Below are 18,329 nucleotides of genomic sequence, written 5' to 3' on the forward strand. Positions count from 1 at the left end.
CCCGGCGGCGCGCGAGCGCGCCGCCACCCCCGTCTCCCCCCAGCCTTCGCTGGGGCAAGCTTTCTCCCGTCTCCCGTCCGCCCTTCATGCCCTCCCCCCGCCGCCACTTCCTCACGCAGCTCGGCGCCGCCTCCCTCGCCGGCATCGCCTCCCCCACGCACCTCCACGCACTCACCGCCCCCGCGCCGTCCCCCCGCTACGGCCAACCCGACCAGCACCCGCTCCCGATCTCCGAGACGTGGGACATGAGCTGGACGGCGCGCGTGAACGGGAAGTACCGCGCCGTCTTCGACTCACCGGAAATCGGGGAGGGTGGGGCGCTCGTTCGCGCCGTGGCCTGGTGCGACATGTACAAGGAGGTCTACGGCAGCGATCGCAGCGAGATGTCGCCCGTCGTCGTCATTCGCCACGCGGCGATCGACCTCATCATGACCGACGCCTACTGGGCAGCCTACGACGTGGGGAAGGAGAACAAGCTCCGCAACGAACAAGGGAAGAAGTGGGCGACGCACAACCCGCTGAGCGCCGAGTCGAAACCGAATGAGGAGAAGGCGCGCAAGTACACGCTGCAGTCGTTCCTCGCCAGCGGAGGGATCGTGCTCGGTTGCGGCTGGGCCTTCCGCTTCGCCGCATCGCGCATTGCCCGGCGCGAGAAGATCGAGGCGGCGGAGGCGCGAAAGAAGGCACTCGCGCTGATGATTCCCGGCGTAATCCTGCAGCCAAACGGGATTTTCGCCTGCCTGCGAGCGCAGGAGGCGGGGTGCCACTACGTGCTGGCTTCGTAGGAGAATGGATCCACAGCCATCGACGGCATGCCCCGGCGCACGCCGCGGCGACGGGGGACAGGAGTGCGAGATGAACGACAACTGACTGAACTGAACTGAACTGAACACGTTTTCAGGGACCACGATTTCGCTGCGCAGTGCGTTTGTACTTGCGTTGGGGGAGTTGGGACCGAGATTGGGTTCCGAGACCACACTCGACGCGCCCGTCACATACGCGGGGCGATCGAGCGCGGCGCTCCCCCCCCGCCATCTGGAGACGTTGCGCATGAATCCGCATCGTGCTGCGCTGCTGCCGCGCGGCGCCCGCACCGTGACCGCTGCTCCCCCCGCCCTCGCCGCGCTGCGCGCCGCAGCGCTGGCCACGACGCTCCTCGCGCTGGTGGCGCTCCCCGCGCTCGCACAGCAGAGCGGCGCGCGCGGCACCGGCGCACGGCGCCCCGCCCCCACCACGCGCGCCGAGTCGCTCTACGTGAGCGCCGACCCCGCCGATCACTCCACGCGCGACTGGGCCGAGGACATCAAGAACCGCGAAGCGATCGACAGCACCTACGCGGCGCGCAGCGCCGGCATCATGGACTTCAAGAAGGTCACCTATCGCTCGCCGGTGGGTGACATGGACATCCCGGCCTTCCTCTTCCAGCCGCTCAACAAGCGCGGCGCCAAGGGACATGCGGCGATGATCTGGGTGCACGGCGGCGTGCACTCCTCGTGGGGGGCGACGATGTTCCCCTTCGTGAAGGAGGCGGTGGAGCGCGGCTACGTCGTCATTGCCCCCGACTATCGCGGCAGCACCGGCTACGGCGAAAAGCACTACCGTGCCATCGACTACGGCGCCAAGGAAGTCGACGACGTCTTCGGTGCCTACGACTATCTCAAGACGCTGCCGCACGTCGACGCGGAGCGCGTGGGCGTGATGGGATGGAGCCACGGCGGCTTCATCACCGCGCACCTCCTGTTCCGCGGCGAGACGCCGCTCAAGGCCGGCGCCGCGATCGTCCCCGTCACCAACCTCGTCTTCCGCCTGGGCTACAAGGGGCCGCGCTACCAGCGCGACTTCTCTACGCAGGAAGGGCTGCGCGGCCTCCCGCACGAGCGTCAGGACGAGTACATCAAGCGTTCGCCGCTCTACTCGGTGGAGAAGCTGCAACGCCCGATCCTCGTCCACGTCGCAACGAACGACGAGGACGTGAACTACGTCGAGGACCAGCAGCTGGTGTGGAAGCTGCGCGCGCTCAAGCCGGACCTCGCCGAGACGAAGGTCTACGTCGATCCCGCGCCGTGGGGTTCGTCGGTGGGGCACGCGTTCAGCCGCCGCGTCGACTCGAAGACCCTCGAGCGCGTCGACTCGCCCGAGCAGATCGACTCGTGGAACCGCACGTGGACCTTCTTCGAGTGGAACCTGCGGCCGTACCTCGATCTCTCGAAGCCGCAGCCGCCGCTCCGCACGCGCTAGCTACCGTTCGTCGCCGGCGGGATATCGCGCGGCACCATCGCACCGTGGTGCGCGACATCCCGCCGTTAGTCTTTCCCGATGGTTGTTCGCCACGATTGCCGTATCCGTCCCTTTCGTCCCTCCTGTCCCCCCACACGCCGCACGCTGGAGGCGCTGCATGTCCAGGGAAGTCCGTCATTCACGAGCCCGGCCGGTCCTGATCGCCGGCCTCACGCTCGCCGTCACGCTCGCCCTCGCATCGCCGCTGGCGACGCTCGCCGCGCAGGCCACCGGATCGGTGCGCGGTCGCGTGCTGGTCGAGGGGGCCAACCGCCCACTTCCGCAGGCGCAGGTCGGCGTCGTGGGATTGCAGCTGGGCGCCCAGACCAACGAGAACGGTGAGTACCGCCTCAACAACGTCCCCGCCGGGCCGCGCACGATTCGCGTGGTGCGCCTGGGCTTTGCCCCCACGTCGGCGCAGGTGACGATCGTGGCCGGCGAGACGGCAACGCTCGACTTCACGATTCGCGAGGCGCCGGTCGCGCTGGAGCAGGTGGTGGTGACGGCGACGGGTGACGTGCGCCGCAAGGAGATCACCAACTCGATGGCGACGATCTCCGCCGAGCAGATCCAGAACGCACCGGTCGCCAACGCACAGCAGCTGCTGTCGGCGCAGACGCCGGGGGTGACGGTGTTGGCAAACTCCGGGCAGCCGGGGGCGGGCGGGCAGATCCGCCTGCGCGGGAACAACTCCATCTCGCAGGCCAACAACCCCATCATCTACATCGACGGCGTCCGCATCTACAGCGGCAACTCGCTCACCGTCCCCAACGCGCGCCAGACCATCAATCCCTTCAACGACATCCGCTCCGAGGACATCGAGCGCGTGGAGGTGGTGAAGGGGGCGGCGGCGACGACGCTCTACGGGACCGAGGCGTCGGGCGGGGTGATCCAGATCTTCACCAAGCGTGGACGCAGCGGCAGGCCGCAGTGGTCGCTCGACCTCGGCGCCGGGACCAACGATCTCGATTACCTCGACATCAAGGGCGACCCCACCGCGGTCTACCTGAAGAACTGCCGCGGCTCCGAGCTGTACGGGATCGACATCGTCCCCACGAGCGCGACGTTCGGGCAGAACCAGCCGTTCGTCGACGCCACGTGTCCGTCGAGCGGAAAGTGGGTACGCACCGGCGCCGTGCAGAAGGCGTCGCTCTCGGTGGGCGGCGGGACCGAGCTGACGCAGTACTTCCTGGCCGGCAACCTCTCCAATGAGGAAGGGGCGCTCCCGACCAACGAGTACACCACCGGCGGCTTCCGCGGAAACTTCTCGTTCCGCCCCATCGCCAAGCTCGAACTGTCGCTCAACTCGTCGTACCAGCGCGGCGACCAGGACTGGGTGGCCGACGGCAACCTGGCCAACGGATTCCTGCTGAACGTGGCGCGCGGCACGGCTGGCAACTATCGCGGCTCGGGGTGCCCCACGGGGACCGCGATCTGCATGAACAACAACGCGGCGCTCACCATCGGGACCAAGACGAAGACGGATCACTACATCTCCGGCTTCACGATGAACTACTCGCCGGTGACGGCGTGGACCAATCGTCTTTCGGTGGGCTTCGACTACAACAACATCGAGAACCGCTCCATCATCCCGTTCGGTCACCTGCGCAATGCGGTGGGGCAGATCTCGCAGTCGGCGTTCATCCGCCAGTTCCTCTCGATCGACTACGCCTCCACGTACAAGCTCGACTTCGGGAGCAACTTCACCACGTCGACGTCGCTGGGGGGGCAACTCTTCCAGGACAACCTGAACACGACGTCGGTGACGGGCGATGAGTTCTCGGGGCCGGGCGACCCGGTCCTCACCAGCGCGGCGCGCCGCACGATCGGCAGCGACACGCGCCGCCGCGTGGTGAACGCGGGGCTCTTCTTCCAGGAGCAGGTGGGGTGGAAGGACCGCGCCTTCCTCACGTTAGGCATGCGCGTCGACGGCAACAGCGCCTTCGGGAAGGACTTCGGGCTGCAGTACTATCCCAAGGTCGGCGTGTCGTACGTCCTCTCCGACCACGACTTCTGGCCGAAGGACATCATCGAGACGTTCAAGCTGCGCAGCGCCATTGGCGAGTCCGGAAAAGCGCCGGGCGCCTTCGACGCCGTGCGCACCTGGGACCCCATCGCCGGCGACGAGGCCAAACCGGGCTTCTCGCCCAACCAGCTGGGCAACCCGAATCTCGGCCCCGAGCGCACGCGCGAGACCGAGTTCGGCCTCGAGGCGAGCGCCTTCGCCGGGCGCTTCTCGCTCGACGCGACGTACTTCGACACGCGCACCTTCGACGCCCTCATCCAGGTGCGTTACCCGCCCAGCCAGGGCTTCCTCAACCGTCAGCTGGAAAACGTCGGCGAGGTGCATAACCAGGGGCTCGAGATCAAGCTCGACGCCGGGATCCTGCGCCGCGCCAACTTCGACTGGCGTGCCCGCATGAACCTCACGAACCTCAAGAGCGAAGCCGTCGATCTCGGTGGCGAGCCACTCATTGCCGTCGGCGGGTCGTTCACCGAGGTGCGCACGGGCTATCCGGTCACCTCGCTCTTTGCCCGCAAGATCCTCAACGCCGACAAGCTCGAGGCGCCGGTTCGTTCGGACACCAACGTCTACATCGGCCCCACGTGGCCCACGAACATTCTCGGCTTCGGCACCACGCTCACCCTGTTCGACAAGCTCACGATCGACGGGCTCGGCGAGTTCCAGAAGGGGGGCTACAACATCAACTACGTCGGCTACCAGGGCGCCATTCGCGGCAACTGGCACCCGTGCTACGTCGACCAGCGCAAGATCATCGACGCCGCCAAGGGGAACGCCGCGGCGCTCTCCAACGTCACGGCGCTCAACCGCACGCGCTGCGGCTACAACTCCACGCTCAACCTGGCCGATGCCTGGATCGAGCCGATGGACTTCTTCCGCCTGCGCTACGTGACCGTCAGCTATCGCGTCCCGGCCAAGTGGATTCCGGGGTCGCGCGGCGGCACGCTCTCGCTCGCCGGGCGCAACCTCTTCCTCAAGACCGACTACTCGGGGCTCGATCCCGAGTCGTCGGACCAGGCCGACAGCCAGGTGGGGCGTCGCGAATACTACGTCCTGCCGCAGCTGCGCTCGTTCTCGCTCTCCTTCCGCACCAACTGGTAACCCCAACCGAGGATCACACACGATGCGTCTGATTCAGATCGTGCGACGCGCCTCGGCGACCGTCGCAATCACGTCGCTGGCGGCGACCGCCGGCTGCAACTTCTTCGACGTCTCCAACCCGGGCCCCATCGCCGACAGCAACCTCGACGTCGCCAGCGCGATGACGGGGCTCGTGACCGGGATGGCGTTCGACCTCTCGCGCGCCATGGACGGCGTGTCGCAGGGGGCGGCCATCATGTCCGATGACCTGTACCACTCGGGCTCCTATGGCCCGGGCGAAGGGCTCTGGAACCGCGGGATCATCCGCCCGGAAGACGTGAATGGCGCGTGGGGGTCGATGCACCGCGCGCGCTGGGTGGCCGAGAGCGGGATCACGCGCATGAAGACGGTGCTCGGGACCGCCTTCGACACGTCGCCGCTGGCGGCCCGCGCCAACATCTACGCCGGGCTCTCCAACCGCTTGTTAGGCGAGATGGTGTGCACCTCGGTCATCGACGGCGGCGCCGCTGGTGACTACAAGGTCCACTTCCAGCGCTCCGACGCGCAGTTCACCGAGGCCATCCGCATTGCCAGCTCGCTCACCGGCGCCATCAAGGACTCGCTCCTGCGCGTGGCGTACGGCGGACGCGCCTCGGTGCGCGCGTGGCAGGGGAACTGGGCGGCCGCGGTGACCGACGCGCAGAACGTCCCCACCACGTTCGTCTTCGTGGCGCCGTTCTCCACCAACACCACGGCGGAGAACAACAACCTGGCGTTCGAGACGACGACGCGTTCGGAGTACACGGTGTTCAGCACGCAGTGGGCCACCACGCGCGACCCGCGCGTGCCGTGGGACACGGTGCGCACCACCGCCGGCGCGCTCGCCGTGGGCCAGGACGGACGCACGACCTTCTTCCGGCAGCGGAAGTACCAGAACCTCGCCGCCGACATCCCGCTCGTGAAGGGAACGGAGATGCTCCTCCTGCGCGCCGAGGCGGCGTTGCGCAACAACGACGTGTCCGGTGCCATGACGCTCATCAACCAGGTGCGCACCTTCTACAGCACGTCGACCATCCCGCTTCCGGCGTTGAGCGCCACCACGCTCGACCAGGCGTGGCCCATCCTGCAGAAGGAGCGCGCCGCAACGCTCTGGCTCGAGGCGCGCCGCTTCTGGGACCTCCGCCGCTGGAACGCGGAGACCGGACCGGCGAAGAACAACTTCCTCAACACGCGCGACAAGTGCATCCCGGTCTCGCAGAACGAGGTGCAATCGAACCCGAACTTCCGCGGCCAGTAGCACCGCGCCGCGGGCGAATTCACCGAGATGGACGTGAGCCGTAGCGGGACCAGCAGCACGCAGTACTGCTCCACGGGAACGCTCGACCGGGGCGACGCATCGACGATGCGCCGCCCCCGGTCGCGTTCCGTTCGTACGACCGCGGCGTTGCTCGCCGCGTTGCAGCTGAGCACGGCGTGCTACACGTACACGCCGCCGAAGGTGGCGCCGCTCGCGGGGGCCGTGGTCGCCTTCGACCTCACCGATGAAGGGCGCCTCGCGCACGCCAAGGCGCTGGGCCCGGGAATCCTGCACGTCACGGGGATGCTCGCGCGCGCCGAGGGCGACCAGCTCGTGGTGGATGTGAGCGAGGTGACCCCGATTCGCGGGCGCGAGCTCCCCGTGAGCGGGGTGCGCATCAGCGTTGCGCCTGGCGACCGCACCGACCTGCGCATGCGCACCCTCTCGAAGAAACGCACCGCCTGGGTGATCGGGACGGCGCTCGCGGTTGTGGTCACCTTTCTCGTCACCAAGGGCTTCAAGGCCGGGCAGACGCCGGGCGAGGGGCCGGATGGCGGCGGCCCCGATCAATACCGCGGGAGCGGAGGCGAATGATGCCGCACCTCCACCGACTGAAGCGCACGATCGCGTTAGGGGCAATGGTGTCGCTCGCCGCCTGCGGCGGCGGGTCTGATGCCATCGCCCCCGGGGGGGCGACCCCCAGGTTGCAACTGACGGTGAACAACCTCGTCCCGCTCGACGCCGTCACGCAGGGGAGCTATGCCGCCTGGGCGCTGGACGGGGGAGGGAACGCCACGGCGCTCGGCACCCTCGCCGTCACGGGGAGCACCGGGACGCTCGAGGTCGCGCTCCCCTCGCCAGAGCCGGCCTCGCTCCTCGTCACCGTGCAGACGTTGCGCGACGCCACCACCGCGCCGTCGCCGCGTCGCCTCATGAAGGGTGATTGGCGCGGCGGTCGCGCCACGCTCACCCTCGAGAATGCCATCACCCTCGGCAACCTCCCGCTCAAGCAGGTGCCGGGACAGTTCACGATGTTCAGCCCCAGCGACAACTACCTCCACGGCTACCCGTCGTTCGAGGAGTGCGGTGTCTGGCTGTTCAACATGGCGCCGAGACAAACGCCGCAAAACGACCAGTGGGTACGCCTCTCGCCGCTCATCGACGGCTGGATCTATGAAGGGTGGATGGTGCGCGACTACGGCGCGCCGGACGCCATCTGGCTCTCCTACGGCAAGTTCCTCCCCGATGCCTCGGGGGCCATCACCACGCGCGACGACACGGGGTGGGGCCCGTTCTCGGGCGTGACGGACTTCGCCACCGCCGGCGAGGAGGAGTTTCCCGGCGACGACTGGTTCTCCAACCCGTTAGGCTTCCCCTTCCCGTCGGTCCTGACCCTCCCGCTCGACCTGCGCGAGAAGAACCAGTCCGGCGTGTCGCGCTGGACGCACGTGATCAGCATCGAGCCCAAGTCCGACCAGGGCGAGGCGGTGGGGAGCGAGCGCCCCTTCGCGATTCGCCCGTACCGCGACGGCTTTGGCGATGCGGCCCCCGGCATCCCTCGCACCATCACCTTCCACACCGACGGCGTCCCCACGGGCGCTGCGGTGCGGCAATAGCAGGGAGAATCGGCCATGACACGACTCGACCGCTCCTCGCGCCTCGCCGCCACCGCGTTGCTGCTGACGGTGGCAGCCTGCGCGGAGCCGAGCACGGCCCCGCCCCGCCCGGTGGAGTCGGCCGCGGCGACCTGGCAGACCTGGACGCTCGCCAACGCCAGCGACCTGCGCCCCGCCGCCCCGGCCGCCGAAGGGTCCGCACAGCTGCAACAGGAACTCGACGCCATCGTCGCGGCGCAGGCCGCGGCCAGCGCGCCGGCCGATTCCATCATCCGCCTCTACGACGGCGACCCCACCAGCCTGTGGACGCGCACCGCGGTCGACCTCCTCGGCTTCTACTGGACCATCCTCCCCGACGTGCGCATCGCCACGCCGGCACGCTCGGCGCGCCTCATGGCGCTCCTGCACGTGGCGATGTACGACGCGGTGGTCGCCACCTGGGACGCCAAGTGGGCCTACAAGCGGCGCTCGCCCACCGAGGCCAGCAACCGCGTGCGCGCCCGCGTGAACGCCAGCGGGATTCCGTCGTTCCCGAGCGAACATGCCGCCGTCGCGGCGGCCGCCTACGAAGTGCTGGCCGCCGACGCGCTTCCCGGCGACACGGCACGGCTGCGTGCGCAGATGCTCGCCGTGGGGCCGGCGCGCATCGCCGCGGGGGCGGCCTACCCCAGCGACGTTGCAGCCGGCTACGCGTTAGGCGCGGCGGTGGCAAAGCGCGTGCTGCAGCGCGCCGCCCAGGACGGTTCCGACGAGGAGTGGGACGGCGCCACGCCGACTGGTGCGTACGTCTGGCAGCCGACACCGGCGCGCCGCGTGAAGGTGCCGTTCGATGCCACCGCCGGTTCGTGGCGCACGTGGGTGATCGCCAGCGGAAGCGCCTTTCGCCCGGCCCCACCGCCGGCGCCTGGGAGCGCACGCTGGAACGCATCGCTCGACGAGCTGCGGAAGTTGGCGGCTGGTGCGCGCACCGTGAACCAGATGGATCGCGCGCGCTACTGGGCCACCGACGCCCCCACCGCACGCTGGGACCTCTTCATCGAGGACGAACTCACGCAGCGCCGCTGGTCCATCCCGCGCTCGGCGCGGGCCCGTGTGTGGGCCAGCATTGCCATGTACGACGCCTTCGTCGCCTGCTGGGACGCCAAGTTCCACTACTGGCTCGCGCGCCCCATCACGGTCGACCCGTCGATGAACACGATCTTCTCCACGCCGCCGTTCCCGTCGTATCCCTCGGGGCACTCCACCATCTCCAACGCGGTTGCCGTCGTGCTCCGCGACATCTTTCCCGACCGGGCCGTGCGCTGGGACAGCCTGGCGTTCGAGGCCTCCAACTCGCGAGTGTGGGCAGGGGTGCACTACCGGTTCGACATCGAGAATGGGGACTCGCTCGGGACCATCGTGGGGAAGGCCGTGGTCGCGCGGATGCGCGCCGACGGCGTGCGGTAGGCCCGCCATCACTTGTAGCGCTCGTTATGCAAAGTCCTCGGTTCCGACTCGTTGCGCCGCTCCTGGCTGCGCCGCTGCTCGCCGCCCTCATCGCACCCGCCGTGTCGGGGGCGCTCGCCGCGCAGCCCCCAGGCACCGCCTGGACCGCCGACCAGGTGAAGGCGGCCTACGCCAAGCGCGAGGTGAAGATCCAGGTGCGCGACGGGATCGCGCTCTTCACGTCGATCTACGTCCCGCGCGACAGCTCGCGGCGCTACCCGGTGCTGATGTCGCGCACCCCGTACTCGGTGGCGCCCTATGGCGCCGAGGCGTATCGCCCGGGGCTGGGGCCGTCGTCGAATCCTCGTTATGCAGCCGACGGCTACATCTTCGTCTATCAGGACGTGCGCGGGCGCCACTTCAGCGAAGGCGTCTTTCGCGACATGACGCCGGCGCTGGACAAGCATGACACACCCAACGACGTCGACGAGGCGACCGACACGTACGACACCATCGAGTGGCTGCTGAAGAACCTTCCCACCAACGGGAAGGTCGGGATCTACGGGACGTCCTACCCGGGGTTCTACGCCTCGGCGAGCTGCCTGTCGCGGCACCCCGCGCTCGTCGCCTGCTCGCCGCAGGCGCCGATGACCGACATCTGGATGGGCGACGACAACTTTCACGGCGGCGCCTTCCTCCTCCCGCACAACTTCGGCTTCTACACCTTTTTCGGGCGCGGCCCGCGCACCGAGCCGGGTTACGACAAGCGCTACCCCTTCGACATGGGGACGCGCGATGCCTACAAGTTCTACCTGGAGATGGGCTCCGTCGCCGACGGGGCGCGCAAGTACATGCAGCCGGCGGGGACGGCGGCGATGTTCGACAGCATCCTCCTGCACCCGGCGTACGACGACTACTGGAAGGCGCGCAACCTGCGCCCGCACCTCAAGGACGTGAAGGCGGCGGTGCTCACCGTCGGCGGCTTCTACGACACCGAGGACCTGCACGGGCCGTGGTGGGTGTACGAGTCCATCGCGAAGCAGTCGCCGGCGACCCGGAACCGCCTCGTGGTGGGGCCGTGGTCGCACGGCGGATGGAGTCGCGGCGACGGCAACGTGTTAGGCAACCTGCGCTGGCGATACAAGACGGGCCCGTTCTATCGCGACACGGTCGAGTATCCGTTCTTCGCGCATTACCTGGCCGGTGCCGCCGATCCCGGGCTCCCCGGCGTCCTGGTCTATCGCACCGGTGGCGAGCGGTGGGACCGCTACGACACATGGCCCGCGCCTAACGCCAAGCCCGTCGCGCTCTACCTCCATTCCAACGGGACGCTCGCCTTCACCCCGCCAGCGCCCGGCGCCAGCTTCGACGAGTACGTGAGCGATCCGGCGCGCCCAGTCCCCGTCGTCGATCGCATCGAGCCGCAGGGGATGCCGCGCGACTACATCACTGCCGACCAGCGGCATGCGTCGCGCCGCCCCGACGTCCTCACCTACCAGACCAGCGTCCTCACCGAGGATGTCACCCTCACCGGGCCGGTGTCACCCGTGCTGCACGTGAGCACCAGCGGGACCGACGCCGACTTCATCGTCAAGCTCATCGACGTCTTCCCCGACAGCGCCGACAACTGGGCCGACGACAACAGCGGCTTCACCGTAGGCGGCTATCAGCAGTTGGTGCGCGGAGAGCCGATCCGGATGCGGTATCGCCGCTCGTGGGAGAAACCGTCGCCCATGGTGGCCAACCGGCCCGACTCGGTGCGCTTCGAGATGCCGTCGGTGCATCACACCTTCCGCAAGGGGCACCGCATCATGGTACAGGTGCAAAGCTCGTGGTTCCCGCACATCGATCGCAACCCGCAGAAGTTCGTCCCCAACATCTTCGAGGCGAAGCCGGGCGATTTCGTGAAGGCCACGATGCGCGTCTATCACGACGCGCGCCGCCCCACACGGCTCGAGCTGCGGCGGCTGGATCCGTAGGGCGCGCGTACGCCTACGCCTGTGCCGCCGCCCCCAGCTCCTCCCCCCTGATCCTCCGCTCCATCACCACGAACAACAGCAGGCACGCCGCCGAGATCCCGAACTCCACCAGCAACATCCCGTTGGTCGCGAACTGGTCGTGCGCCCACCCGTCCACGCGCAGCATGGCCAGCCCGAACATCGTGTTCATGGCGAAGAACACGTTGATCTTGGTTGCCGCCGCGCGCTCGCCGATCACGCTCAGCACCATCCCGGTCAGCGTCGTGGAGCAGAGCCCCAGGGCGAAGGTGTAGGTGAGCGTCGACGCGGCGTAGCCGATGGTGTTGCGCGGCGAGACGAGCAGGAGCAACGCGGCAAGGGCCGAGATGGTGCACGCCACCGCGTACGCGCGCGCACTCGGCAGGCGCGAGGCCAGCACGCCGCCCGTCATGCACCCCGTCACGATCGCGATCCCGCCGCCTATCCCCAGTACGAACGAGACGACGTCGGCCGAGGCGTTCCACTCCGGGCCCAGCGAGCCAAAGAGGAACTGCGCCGATCCCGTCCCGATGGGGAGGACCGCCAGGAGCAACCCGATGCGCCCGGCGCGGCTGCGCAGCACGGCGCGCAGTTCCCGCCACGCGTCGGCGGCGCGGGCGCCCACGCGCGTCCCGCGCGCCAGCCCCACCGGCTCCTCCAGCCCGCCCAACGCCAGCGAGCACGCCACGAGGATGAGCGCCAGCACCGCACCGGCCATCCACGGCTCCGCCAGGTGCTTCGTCAGCCACAACCCGAGCCCACCTCCCGCCGTCTGCCCGAACTGGTTCCCGCTCTGAAACCACCCGCTCGCCTTGCCACGTCCGCCGGGCCCCGCGTTATGCGCCATGAGCCCCTCCGTCGCGAAGGCCACGAAGGTCGCGGCAAAGTTGCCGGTGAGCACCAGCAGCGAGAGCAGCGCAACCGTCGACTCACGCATCGGCGTCGCCGTGATCCCGATGATCACGGCCGACATCACCGCGATGGCGATGCGATACCACGCCTTGCGCGACAGCGAGTAGTCGGCGAGCGGAGCCCAGATGAACTTGAACGCATGGGCGAAGAACGCCGAGCCCACCATCGCGGCGGCCGCCGAGACGGGGAGGCCGGCACGGGCCGACAGGTACCCCAGCGCCACGCTGGGATACCCGATCATCAGCCCCATGGGGAAGTACAGCGCCGCGTACCGCCAGGGGTGCGGGACACGCACCATGCTAGCGAGTGCCTAACGCCTTGGCTCTCGCCTGCACCCCCTTCCAGCGCGCCATCGCCGCGACATACTGCTCGCGCGCCCGGGCACACGCCGCCACCTGCGCAGCCGTCGGCTGCACTTCTGCCGCCTGCAGCGCCATCCCCGCCGACTGCAACGCGTTGCTCACCGCTTCGAGCGACGGCGTCGCCGTCTGCGCCCCGCGCCGGCGGAAGCCACCGGGCATGGTGCGCCGCAGCCCGGTGGGCGCCAGCGACTCCAGTTCGCCCTTGAGCGCCTCACCCTCGGCGCCGCCCACCGACGCGAGTGTGGCGGCGAGCGCCTTGGCCTCGTTGAACGCACGGTGTGCTGCCACGGCGCCCTCGTACATCTCCACGCTCAGCGCATTGAGCTGCGCCAGCGCCGCCGGCGCGATCCTGACGCGCGGGTCGAGCTTGACCTCGATGGGTTGTGCGGTCGACTTCCCTTCCACCGTCAGCCGCACCATGTAGCGCCCCGCCGGCACCCACGGCACGTTGTAGTTTGGATACGTGCGACCCGGCACCGCCCCCGTGGCCTCTTCATCGCCGGCGGGGATCAGGTCCTGCGGAGAGACGGGGTCGAAGCGCAGGTCCCAGCTGAAGCGGTGCATGCCTGCCTTGGTGGAGATGATGTACTGCGGCGCCGGCCAGTACAGCGGAAGCCCGCAGTAGGCCGCCGTCGGGTTCTTCTGGCAGACCTTGTCGTACGCCGCCATGTCCTTGCCCGGGTCGGGATCGAAGACCGGCTCCGTGCTGGAATACGAGCGCACGACACTTCCCTTGGCGTCGAGGATCTCGAGCTTCACCTCGCCGCTGGCGTCGCGCGGGAGATAGTAGTCGATGAGCGCACCCGGCGGCGGGTTCTGTCCCGCGGGGAGTTCCGGGGGCCACGGCGTGGGCTCGTTGGTGGCAAAGCGCACGCGCACCGCCGTTCCCGGCTTGAAGAGATAGGCGTTGCCTGACGAGAGCGCCTGCCGCGCCGCCGCCGCCTGGCGCAGCGGCGTCACGTTGTCGAGGATCCAGAAGCCGCGACCGTGTGTCCCGGCGATGAGGTCGGCGCAGTGACAGGTGGAGTCGTCCTTCACCTGCAGGTCGCGCACCGAGATGGCCGGCATCCCGTTCCTCAGCGACTGCCAGTGATCGCCGTCGTCGAACGAGACCCACACCTGCAGGTCGGTTGCGGCGTAGAGGAGCCCCTTCTGCCGCGGATCCTCGCGAATGGAGTTGGCCACGGCGCCGCCGGCAATCCCGGTGTTGATCTCCGTCCACGTCTTTCCGCCGTCGTGCGTGCGGTAGAAGTGCGGGTTTATGTCGTCCAGGCGCAGCGTATTGGCCGCGGCGTAGGCGGTGAGGTTGTCGAAGTGCCCTGCCTCGATGTTGAAGATGCGGGTCCAGGCCTTCATGACTGGCGGCGTCACGTTGCGCCATGTGCCTCCGCCGTCTGTCGTGACCTGGATGTGCCCGTCATCGGTCCCGGCCCAAATGATCGACAGCGAGCGTGGCGACGGCGATAGTGCGGTGATGCTCCCCCACGCTCCCGGCTTCACCGTGGCGGCGTACTTCCCGGCGCTGGCCGGGACGTCGAACGTCTGCCGCGTGAGGTCGGGGGAGATGCGCGTCCACGTGTGCGCCTTGTCGGTGCTCTTCCACACCACGTTCGACGCGTAGTACAGCGTGTGGTTGTCCACCGGCGAGAAGTGCAGCGGCATGGTGCGCACGTTGCGGTTCATCGCCCCGCCGCCGGGTAGTGACCCCGAGACGTCGGGCCCCACCTGCTGCGTCTGTCGCGTGCGGCGGTCAAAGCGCGACACGCCGGAGCGCTGGCTCCCGAAGACCACGTCCGGGTCCTTGGGGTCGGGGGCCGCCATCCCGTACTCCTGGATGTTCACCGGGTGCCAGTCGTGGAAGGTGATGCGCCCGTCGTCGGAGCGGCTCTGCACGCACGCCGACCCCGAGTCCTGCTGCCCGCTGCAGACGCGATACGGGAAGGCAAAATCGGTGGTGACGTGATACATCGCCGCGGTGTTCTGGTTGTACCAGTTGCTCCAGGACTTTCCGCGGTTGGCGGAGACGACGGCTCCCTGGTCGGCCACCGCCACGATGATCTTCGGGTCGTTGGGGTTGATCCAGATGCGCTGGTAGTCGTCGCCGCCAGGTGCACCGCGCACCGCCGACCAGGTGAGCCCCCCGTCCTCGGTGCGCCACATGACGGTGCTCGCGGTGTAGACGACATCCGGGTTCTTCCCGTCGATCACCACCGTGGGGAGGTCGCCGCCGCCGATGCGCCCCAGCGGGCGCATGTCCTGCCGCGCGTCGGGGCGCTCGTTATGCTCGCCCTTGATGGCCTGGAACCAGTGTGCTCCGCCGTCCACCGACTTGTAGAAGCCGATGGGCCCAGTCCCCGGGGCAATGGTCGCGTACAGGATGCTCGAGTTGGTCGGCGCCACGGCGAGGTTCGCCTGCAGGATCGATGGGAGTCCCTGCGAGAGCTGCGTCCACGTCGTGCCGCCATCGGTCGACTTGAAGATCCCCATCCCCGTGTCGCCGAACCCCTGTCCCTCGATGAAGCTCTGCTGCTGCTGCCACAGCGTTGCGTAGACAACGTTCGGGTTGCCGGGGTCGAGGATGACCTCGTTGGCGCTCGTGTACTCATCCTTGTAGAGCACCTTCTCGAACGTCTCACCGCCGTCGCTCGACCGGAAGACGCCGCGTTCCGCGTTGGGGGCGTAGGGATGCCCGAGCACGGCGACAAAGAGGCGGTTCTCGTTCGACGGGTCGACGGCGATTGCCGCGATCATCTGGCTTTGCCGCAGCCCGAGATGCTTCCACGTCTTGCCGCCGTCGGTCGACTTGTACATCCCGTCGCCGATGGCCAGGTCCGGTCGGATGATCCCGGCTCCGCTCCCCACGTAGATGACGTTCGGGTTGCTCGCCGCCACGCCGATGGCCCCGATGGAGCCGGTGGGTTGGTCGTCGAAGATGGGGACCCAGTTGGCGCCGTAGTCGGTCGAGCGCCAGACGCCGCCGTTGTCGAAGCCGGCGTAGAAGACGTTCGGCTGTGAGGGGACGCCGGCCACGGCGCGCGCGCGCCCGGCGCGTGTGGGACCAATGTCGCGCCAGCGCATCTCGGAGAACGAGAGCTCCTGGGCGAGGGCACGCGAGGCGGGAAGGGCGGTGGCGGCGAGGGCGATGGCGCCGACGATAACGAGGGCGGCGGGGCGGCGAGTAGTGCGACGCATGGTGGGGAAGGGCAAAGTGAGCCCCGAACATGCAGCGGCGCGTCCCCGCGCGACAGGATGGATCTCCCGACAGCCGCCGCCGCGCACCGGGAAACGCTGCAGGCGGCGAATGGCCGCGCCCCCCGTGGGAGCGCGGCCATTCGGCCTAACGATCGTTGCCCCTGGCGCGGTGTGGCCGGCGATACGCGCCGGCTACTCGCACTTGCGCGCGCGGAGCGTCCCCTCGGCGTCGCCCACGGCCCAGCGTCCGGAGGTGAGCTTCCCCTCGGTCCCGGTGGCCTGCCGTTCCAGGACGAGCGTGAGCACGCCGTGCGCCGTCTCGCCCTGGAGGACGAGGTCGTTCTCGATCACCGAGACGTCGAGCGGACGTTCCGTCGCCTCGCCGTGCACGCGGGCGCGCGCCACGAGCGTCCCGGCCGAGTCGGAGACGGTGACCTTGACCGGCACCGCCAACGCGTAGCGCGGGGCACCGAACTGGTACGTGGCCACGACGCGCTGCGAACGGTTTGTCTTCACGAGTCCGTGTTGCGCGTGCGCGGTGGACGCCGAGAGGACAACCGCGGCGCTGGCGGCGGCGAGGGCGAGAAGGATGCGTCGGGTCATGGAAGTGCTCCTGCGATGTATGTGAAAGACGAGGGGAGTCGTGTATCGTCCTGGGCCTGCCGTCCCGCCGGATTTCAGGGCCCCGAGGGGCACGCCTGCAGGCGAACATTTGCCGAGCGGTGCGCCACGTGACGCACCGCCCGCATGTCAGCCTAGAGAGCAAATGCGCCTTTGGCAAGTTGTCATGGCAGATGCGTGCCTGACGAGTGCACCACGTCACGATTCGTGCGCCAGCTGTGAACCTTGTCAATGAATCGCACCGCCACAGTAAAGGGATGGGTCAATCGTCCCACCCCGCCGCCCACACCAGGAGATGCGCGCTCGCGCCCCGAATCGCGACACACGGGCCACCTCACCCCCTTTCGCCACCCCCGACGCGGGCGCAATGTCAGGCGGACGGACGGACGGACGGACGGACGACCGACCGACCGACCGCCACCACGACCAACGACAGCCAGCCGCGTCCAGTGTCGAAGCACGGATGGTTCCTCGTGGCCAGCATGCTCGCGCTCGTCAGCGCGACAGTCGCGCCGCGCCCGGCGCAGGCGCCGGTGGTGATTCGCGTCCTGTCCGACGCCGACGATTCCCCGCTCGCCAACGCCGAGGTGATCGATCTCCGCACGGGGCACCGGGCCCTCACGCGCGAGAACGGCGAGGCGCGCGTCTACCTCCCCGACGAGGGGAGCGTCACGGTGCGCGTACGGCAGCTGGGCTTTGCCTTCGCGGACCTGCAGCTGCAACACGCGTCACTCCCCGGCGGCGGCGCGGCGCCGGTCGTCGTGCGCCTCACGCGCATTCCGTTCGCCCTCCCGCCCGTCAGCACCACCACGGCGCGCGACTGCCCCGCCGTCGCGGACTCGGCGCGACCACTCGCCCTCTGGGCGCTGTCGCAGCTCCGCGAAGGGGCCGAGCGCTATGAGACGTTCCGCAAGTCATACCCCTTCGAGGTCGACATCGAGCGCCGAACCGTCAGGCGCAACCGTGCGGCCAACACGCAAAGCGACCAGCGGCACCGTGAACGCGGACGATCCGAGGAGTGGGGCGACCCCTACCTTCCCGGACAGGTGGTCCAGCTCCACACGATCGGCTTCTCGGTCCCCATCCTCTTTCTCTCCACGCTCGGCGATCCCACCTTCTGGGACCACCACTGCGTCACGACGGCGAGCGTCGTGGGGCGCCAAGGAGCGCGCCGCGTCCGCCTCAGCTTCGCGCCCAGCCCGGCGGCCAGGGGCTCCGACTGGGCCGGCGACGCCCTCATGGATTCGTCCACCTCGCTGCTGCAGCGCGTGGAGTTCTCCCTCTTCATCCGCCAGGACGACGGCCCACGTCGCCTCGAGGGCTTCACCTCGTTCCTGTCGCCCACGTCGCTCATCGCCGTCCCGGAGAGCACGCTGGCCTACTGGTGGCGCACCGCTCCCGGCGCGGGCGACGAGTGGGGGCTCCCCGACGTGGTGCAGCTGGTACGGACGGAGGCCATCAAGTACCGCAAGGCGACGCCCCCCATCTCCACCCCCACCCCCGTGCCGCGGCGCTGAGGCGCCCAGG

The 18,329-nt window shown here is 69.0% G+C and carries 12 protein-coding genes; 9 read left to right on the forward strand and 3 right to left on the reverse strand.

Annotated features, from left to right (window positions below; translation table 11 throughout):
* The first annotated feature begins 86 nt into the window (after nucleotides 1-86).
* The 8 genes from IT359_17195 to IT359_17230 all read left to right on the forward strand — a co-directional run bounded on the left by IT359_17195 (nucleotide 87) and on the right by IT359_17230 (nucleotide 11,697).
* A complete protein-coding gene (locus IT359_17195; protein MCC6930729.1) occupies nucleotides 87-785 on the forward strand; it encodes a hypothetical protein in 699 nt (232 codons plus the stop codon).
* A gap of 265 nt (nucleotides 786-1,050) precedes the next feature.
* The gene (locus IT359_17200) at nucleotides 1,051-2,238 is read left to right on the forward strand and encodes a S9 family peptidase (GenBank protein MCC6930730.1); all 1,188 of its coding nucleotides are present in this window, start codon (nucleotides 1,051-1,053) and stop codon (nucleotides 2,236-2,238) included.
* Between the two features lie 157 nt (nucleotides 2,239-2,395).
* Nucleotides 2,396-5,401: a SusC/RagA family TonB-linked outer membrane protein gene (locus IT359_17205; GenBank protein ID MCC6930731.1), complete on the forward strand. Its 3,006-nt coding sequence runs from the start codon at nucleotides 2,396-2,398 to the stop codon at nucleotides 5,399-5,401.
* Between the two features lie 22 nt (nucleotides 5,402-5,423).
* Nucleotides 5,424-6,677 carry a RagB/SusD family nutrient uptake outer membrane protein gene (locus tag IT359_17210; GenBank protein MCC6930732.1) on the forward strand — a complete coding sequence of 418 codons (1,254 nt, stop codon included), beginning with the start codon at nucleotides 5,424-5,426 and terminating at the stop codon, nucleotides 6,675-6,677.
* 33 nt (nucleotides 6,678-6,710) lie between these two features.
* Nucleotides 6,711-7,271, forward strand: a complete 561-nt coding sequence (locus tag IT359_17215) for a hypothetical protein (GenBank protein ID MCC6930733.1) — start codon at nucleotides 6,711-6,713, stop codon at nucleotides 7,269-7,271.
* Nucleotides 7,268-8,293 (forward strand): hypothetical protein, encoded by a 1,026-nt coding sequence (locus IT359_17220; protein MCC6930734.1) that lies wholly within the window; start codon nucleotides 7,268-7,270, stop codon nucleotides 8,291-8,293. The genes IT359_17215 and IT359_17220 overlap by 4 nt, the downstream gene beginning before the upstream one ends.
* A 15-nt stretch (nucleotides 8,294-8,308) precedes the next feature.
* Nucleotides 8,309-9,739, forward strand: a complete 1,431-nt coding sequence (locus tag IT359_17225) for a phosphatase PAP2 family protein (GenBank protein ID MCC6930735.1) — start codon at nucleotides 8,309-8,311, stop codon at nucleotides 9,737-9,739.
* A 26-nt stretch (nucleotides 9,740-9,765) separates the two neighbouring features.
* Entirely contained in the window at nucleotides 9,766-11,697 is a 1,932-nt protein-coding gene (locus IT359_17230) for a CocE/NonD family hydrolase (GenBank protein ID MCC6930736.1), read from the forward strand.
* A gap of 13 nt (nucleotides 11,698-11,710) precedes the next feature.
* On the opposite strand, the gene IT359_17235 is transcribed toward IT359_17230, so the two are convergent.
* The 3 genes from IT359_17235 to IT359_17245 all read right to left on the reverse strand — a co-directional run bounded on the left by IT359_17235 (nucleotide 11,711) and on the right by IT359_17245 (nucleotide 16,784).
* Nucleotides 11,711-12,925, reverse strand: coding sequence for an MFS transporter (locus tag IT359_17235; GenBank protein ID MCC6930737.1), 1,215 nt, complete (start codon nucleotides 12,923-12,925; stop codon nucleotides 11,711-11,713).
* A 1-nt stretch (nucleotide 12,926) separates the two neighbouring features.
* Complete coding sequence (locus IT359_17240) at nucleotides 12,927-16,181, reverse strand: hypothetical protein (GenBank protein MCC6930738.1); 3,255 nt, start codon at nucleotides 16,179-16,181, stop codon at nucleotides 12,927-12,929.
* Nucleotides 16,182-16,373: 192 nt separating this feature from the next.
* Nucleotides 16,374-16,784: a hypothetical protein gene (locus IT359_17245; GenBank protein ID MCC6930739.1), complete on the reverse strand. Its 411-nt coding sequence runs from the start codon at nucleotides 16,782-16,784 to the stop codon at nucleotides 16,374-16,376.
* Nucleotides 16,785-17,251: 467 nt separating this feature from the next.
* On the opposite strand from IT359_17245, the gene IT359_17250 reads away from it, so the two are divergent.
* A complete protein-coding gene (locus IT359_17250) occupies nucleotides 17,252-18,319 on the forward strand; it encodes a carboxypeptidase regulatory-like domain-containing protein (protein MCC6930740.1) in 1,068 nt (355 codons plus the stop codon).
* Nucleotides 18,320-18,329: the final 10 nt, after the last annotated feature.

The organism is Gemmatimonadaceae bacterium, assembly GCA_020852815.1.
GTDB lineage: Bacteria > Gemmatimonadota > Gemmatimonadetes > Gemmatimonadales > Gemmatimonadaceae > SCN-70-22.

Excerpts from the sequence above, each read along its gene's own strand:
- IT359_17195 (MCC6930729.1), top strand. The coding sequence starts at position 87 with ATGCCCTCCCCCCGCCGCCACTTCCTCACGCAGCTCGGCGCCGCCTCC.
- IT359_17200 (MCC6930730.1), top strand. The coding sequence starts at position 1,051 with ATGAATCCGCATCGTGCTGCGCTGCTGCCGCGCGGCGCCCGCACCGTG.
- IT359_17205 (MCC6930731.1), top strand. The coding sequence starts at position 2,396 with ATGTCCAGGGAAGTCCGTCATTCACGAGCCCGGCCGGTCCTGATCGCC.
- IT359_17210 (MCC6930732.1), top strand. The coding sequence starts at position 5,424 with ATGCGTCTGATTCAGATCGTGCGACGCGCCTCGGCGACCGTCGCAATC.
- IT359_17220 (MCC6930734.1), top strand. The coding sequence starts at position 7,268 with ATGATGCCGCACCTCCACCGACTGAAGCGCACGATCGCGTTAGGGGCA.
- IT359_17225 (MCC6930735.1), top strand. The coding sequence starts at position 8,309 with ATGACACGACTCGACCGCTCCTCGCGCCTCGCCGCCACCGCGTTGCTG.
- IT359_17230 (MCC6930736.1), top strand. The coding sequence starts at position 9,766 with ATGCAAAGTCCTCGGTTCCGACTCGTTGCGCCGCTCCTGGCTGCGCCG.
- IT359_17235 (MCC6930737.1), bottom strand. The coding sequence starts at position 12,925 with ATGGTGCGTGTCCCGCACCCCTGGCGGTACGCGGCGCTGTACTTCCCC.
- IT359_17240 (MCC6930738.1), bottom strand. The coding sequence starts at position 16,181 with ATGCGTCGCACTACTCGCCGCCCCGCCGCCCTCGTTATCGTCGGCGCC.
- IT359_17245 (MCC6930739.1), bottom strand. The coding sequence starts at position 16,784 with ATGACCCGACGCATCCTTCTCGCCCTCGCCGCCGCCAGCGCCGCGGTT.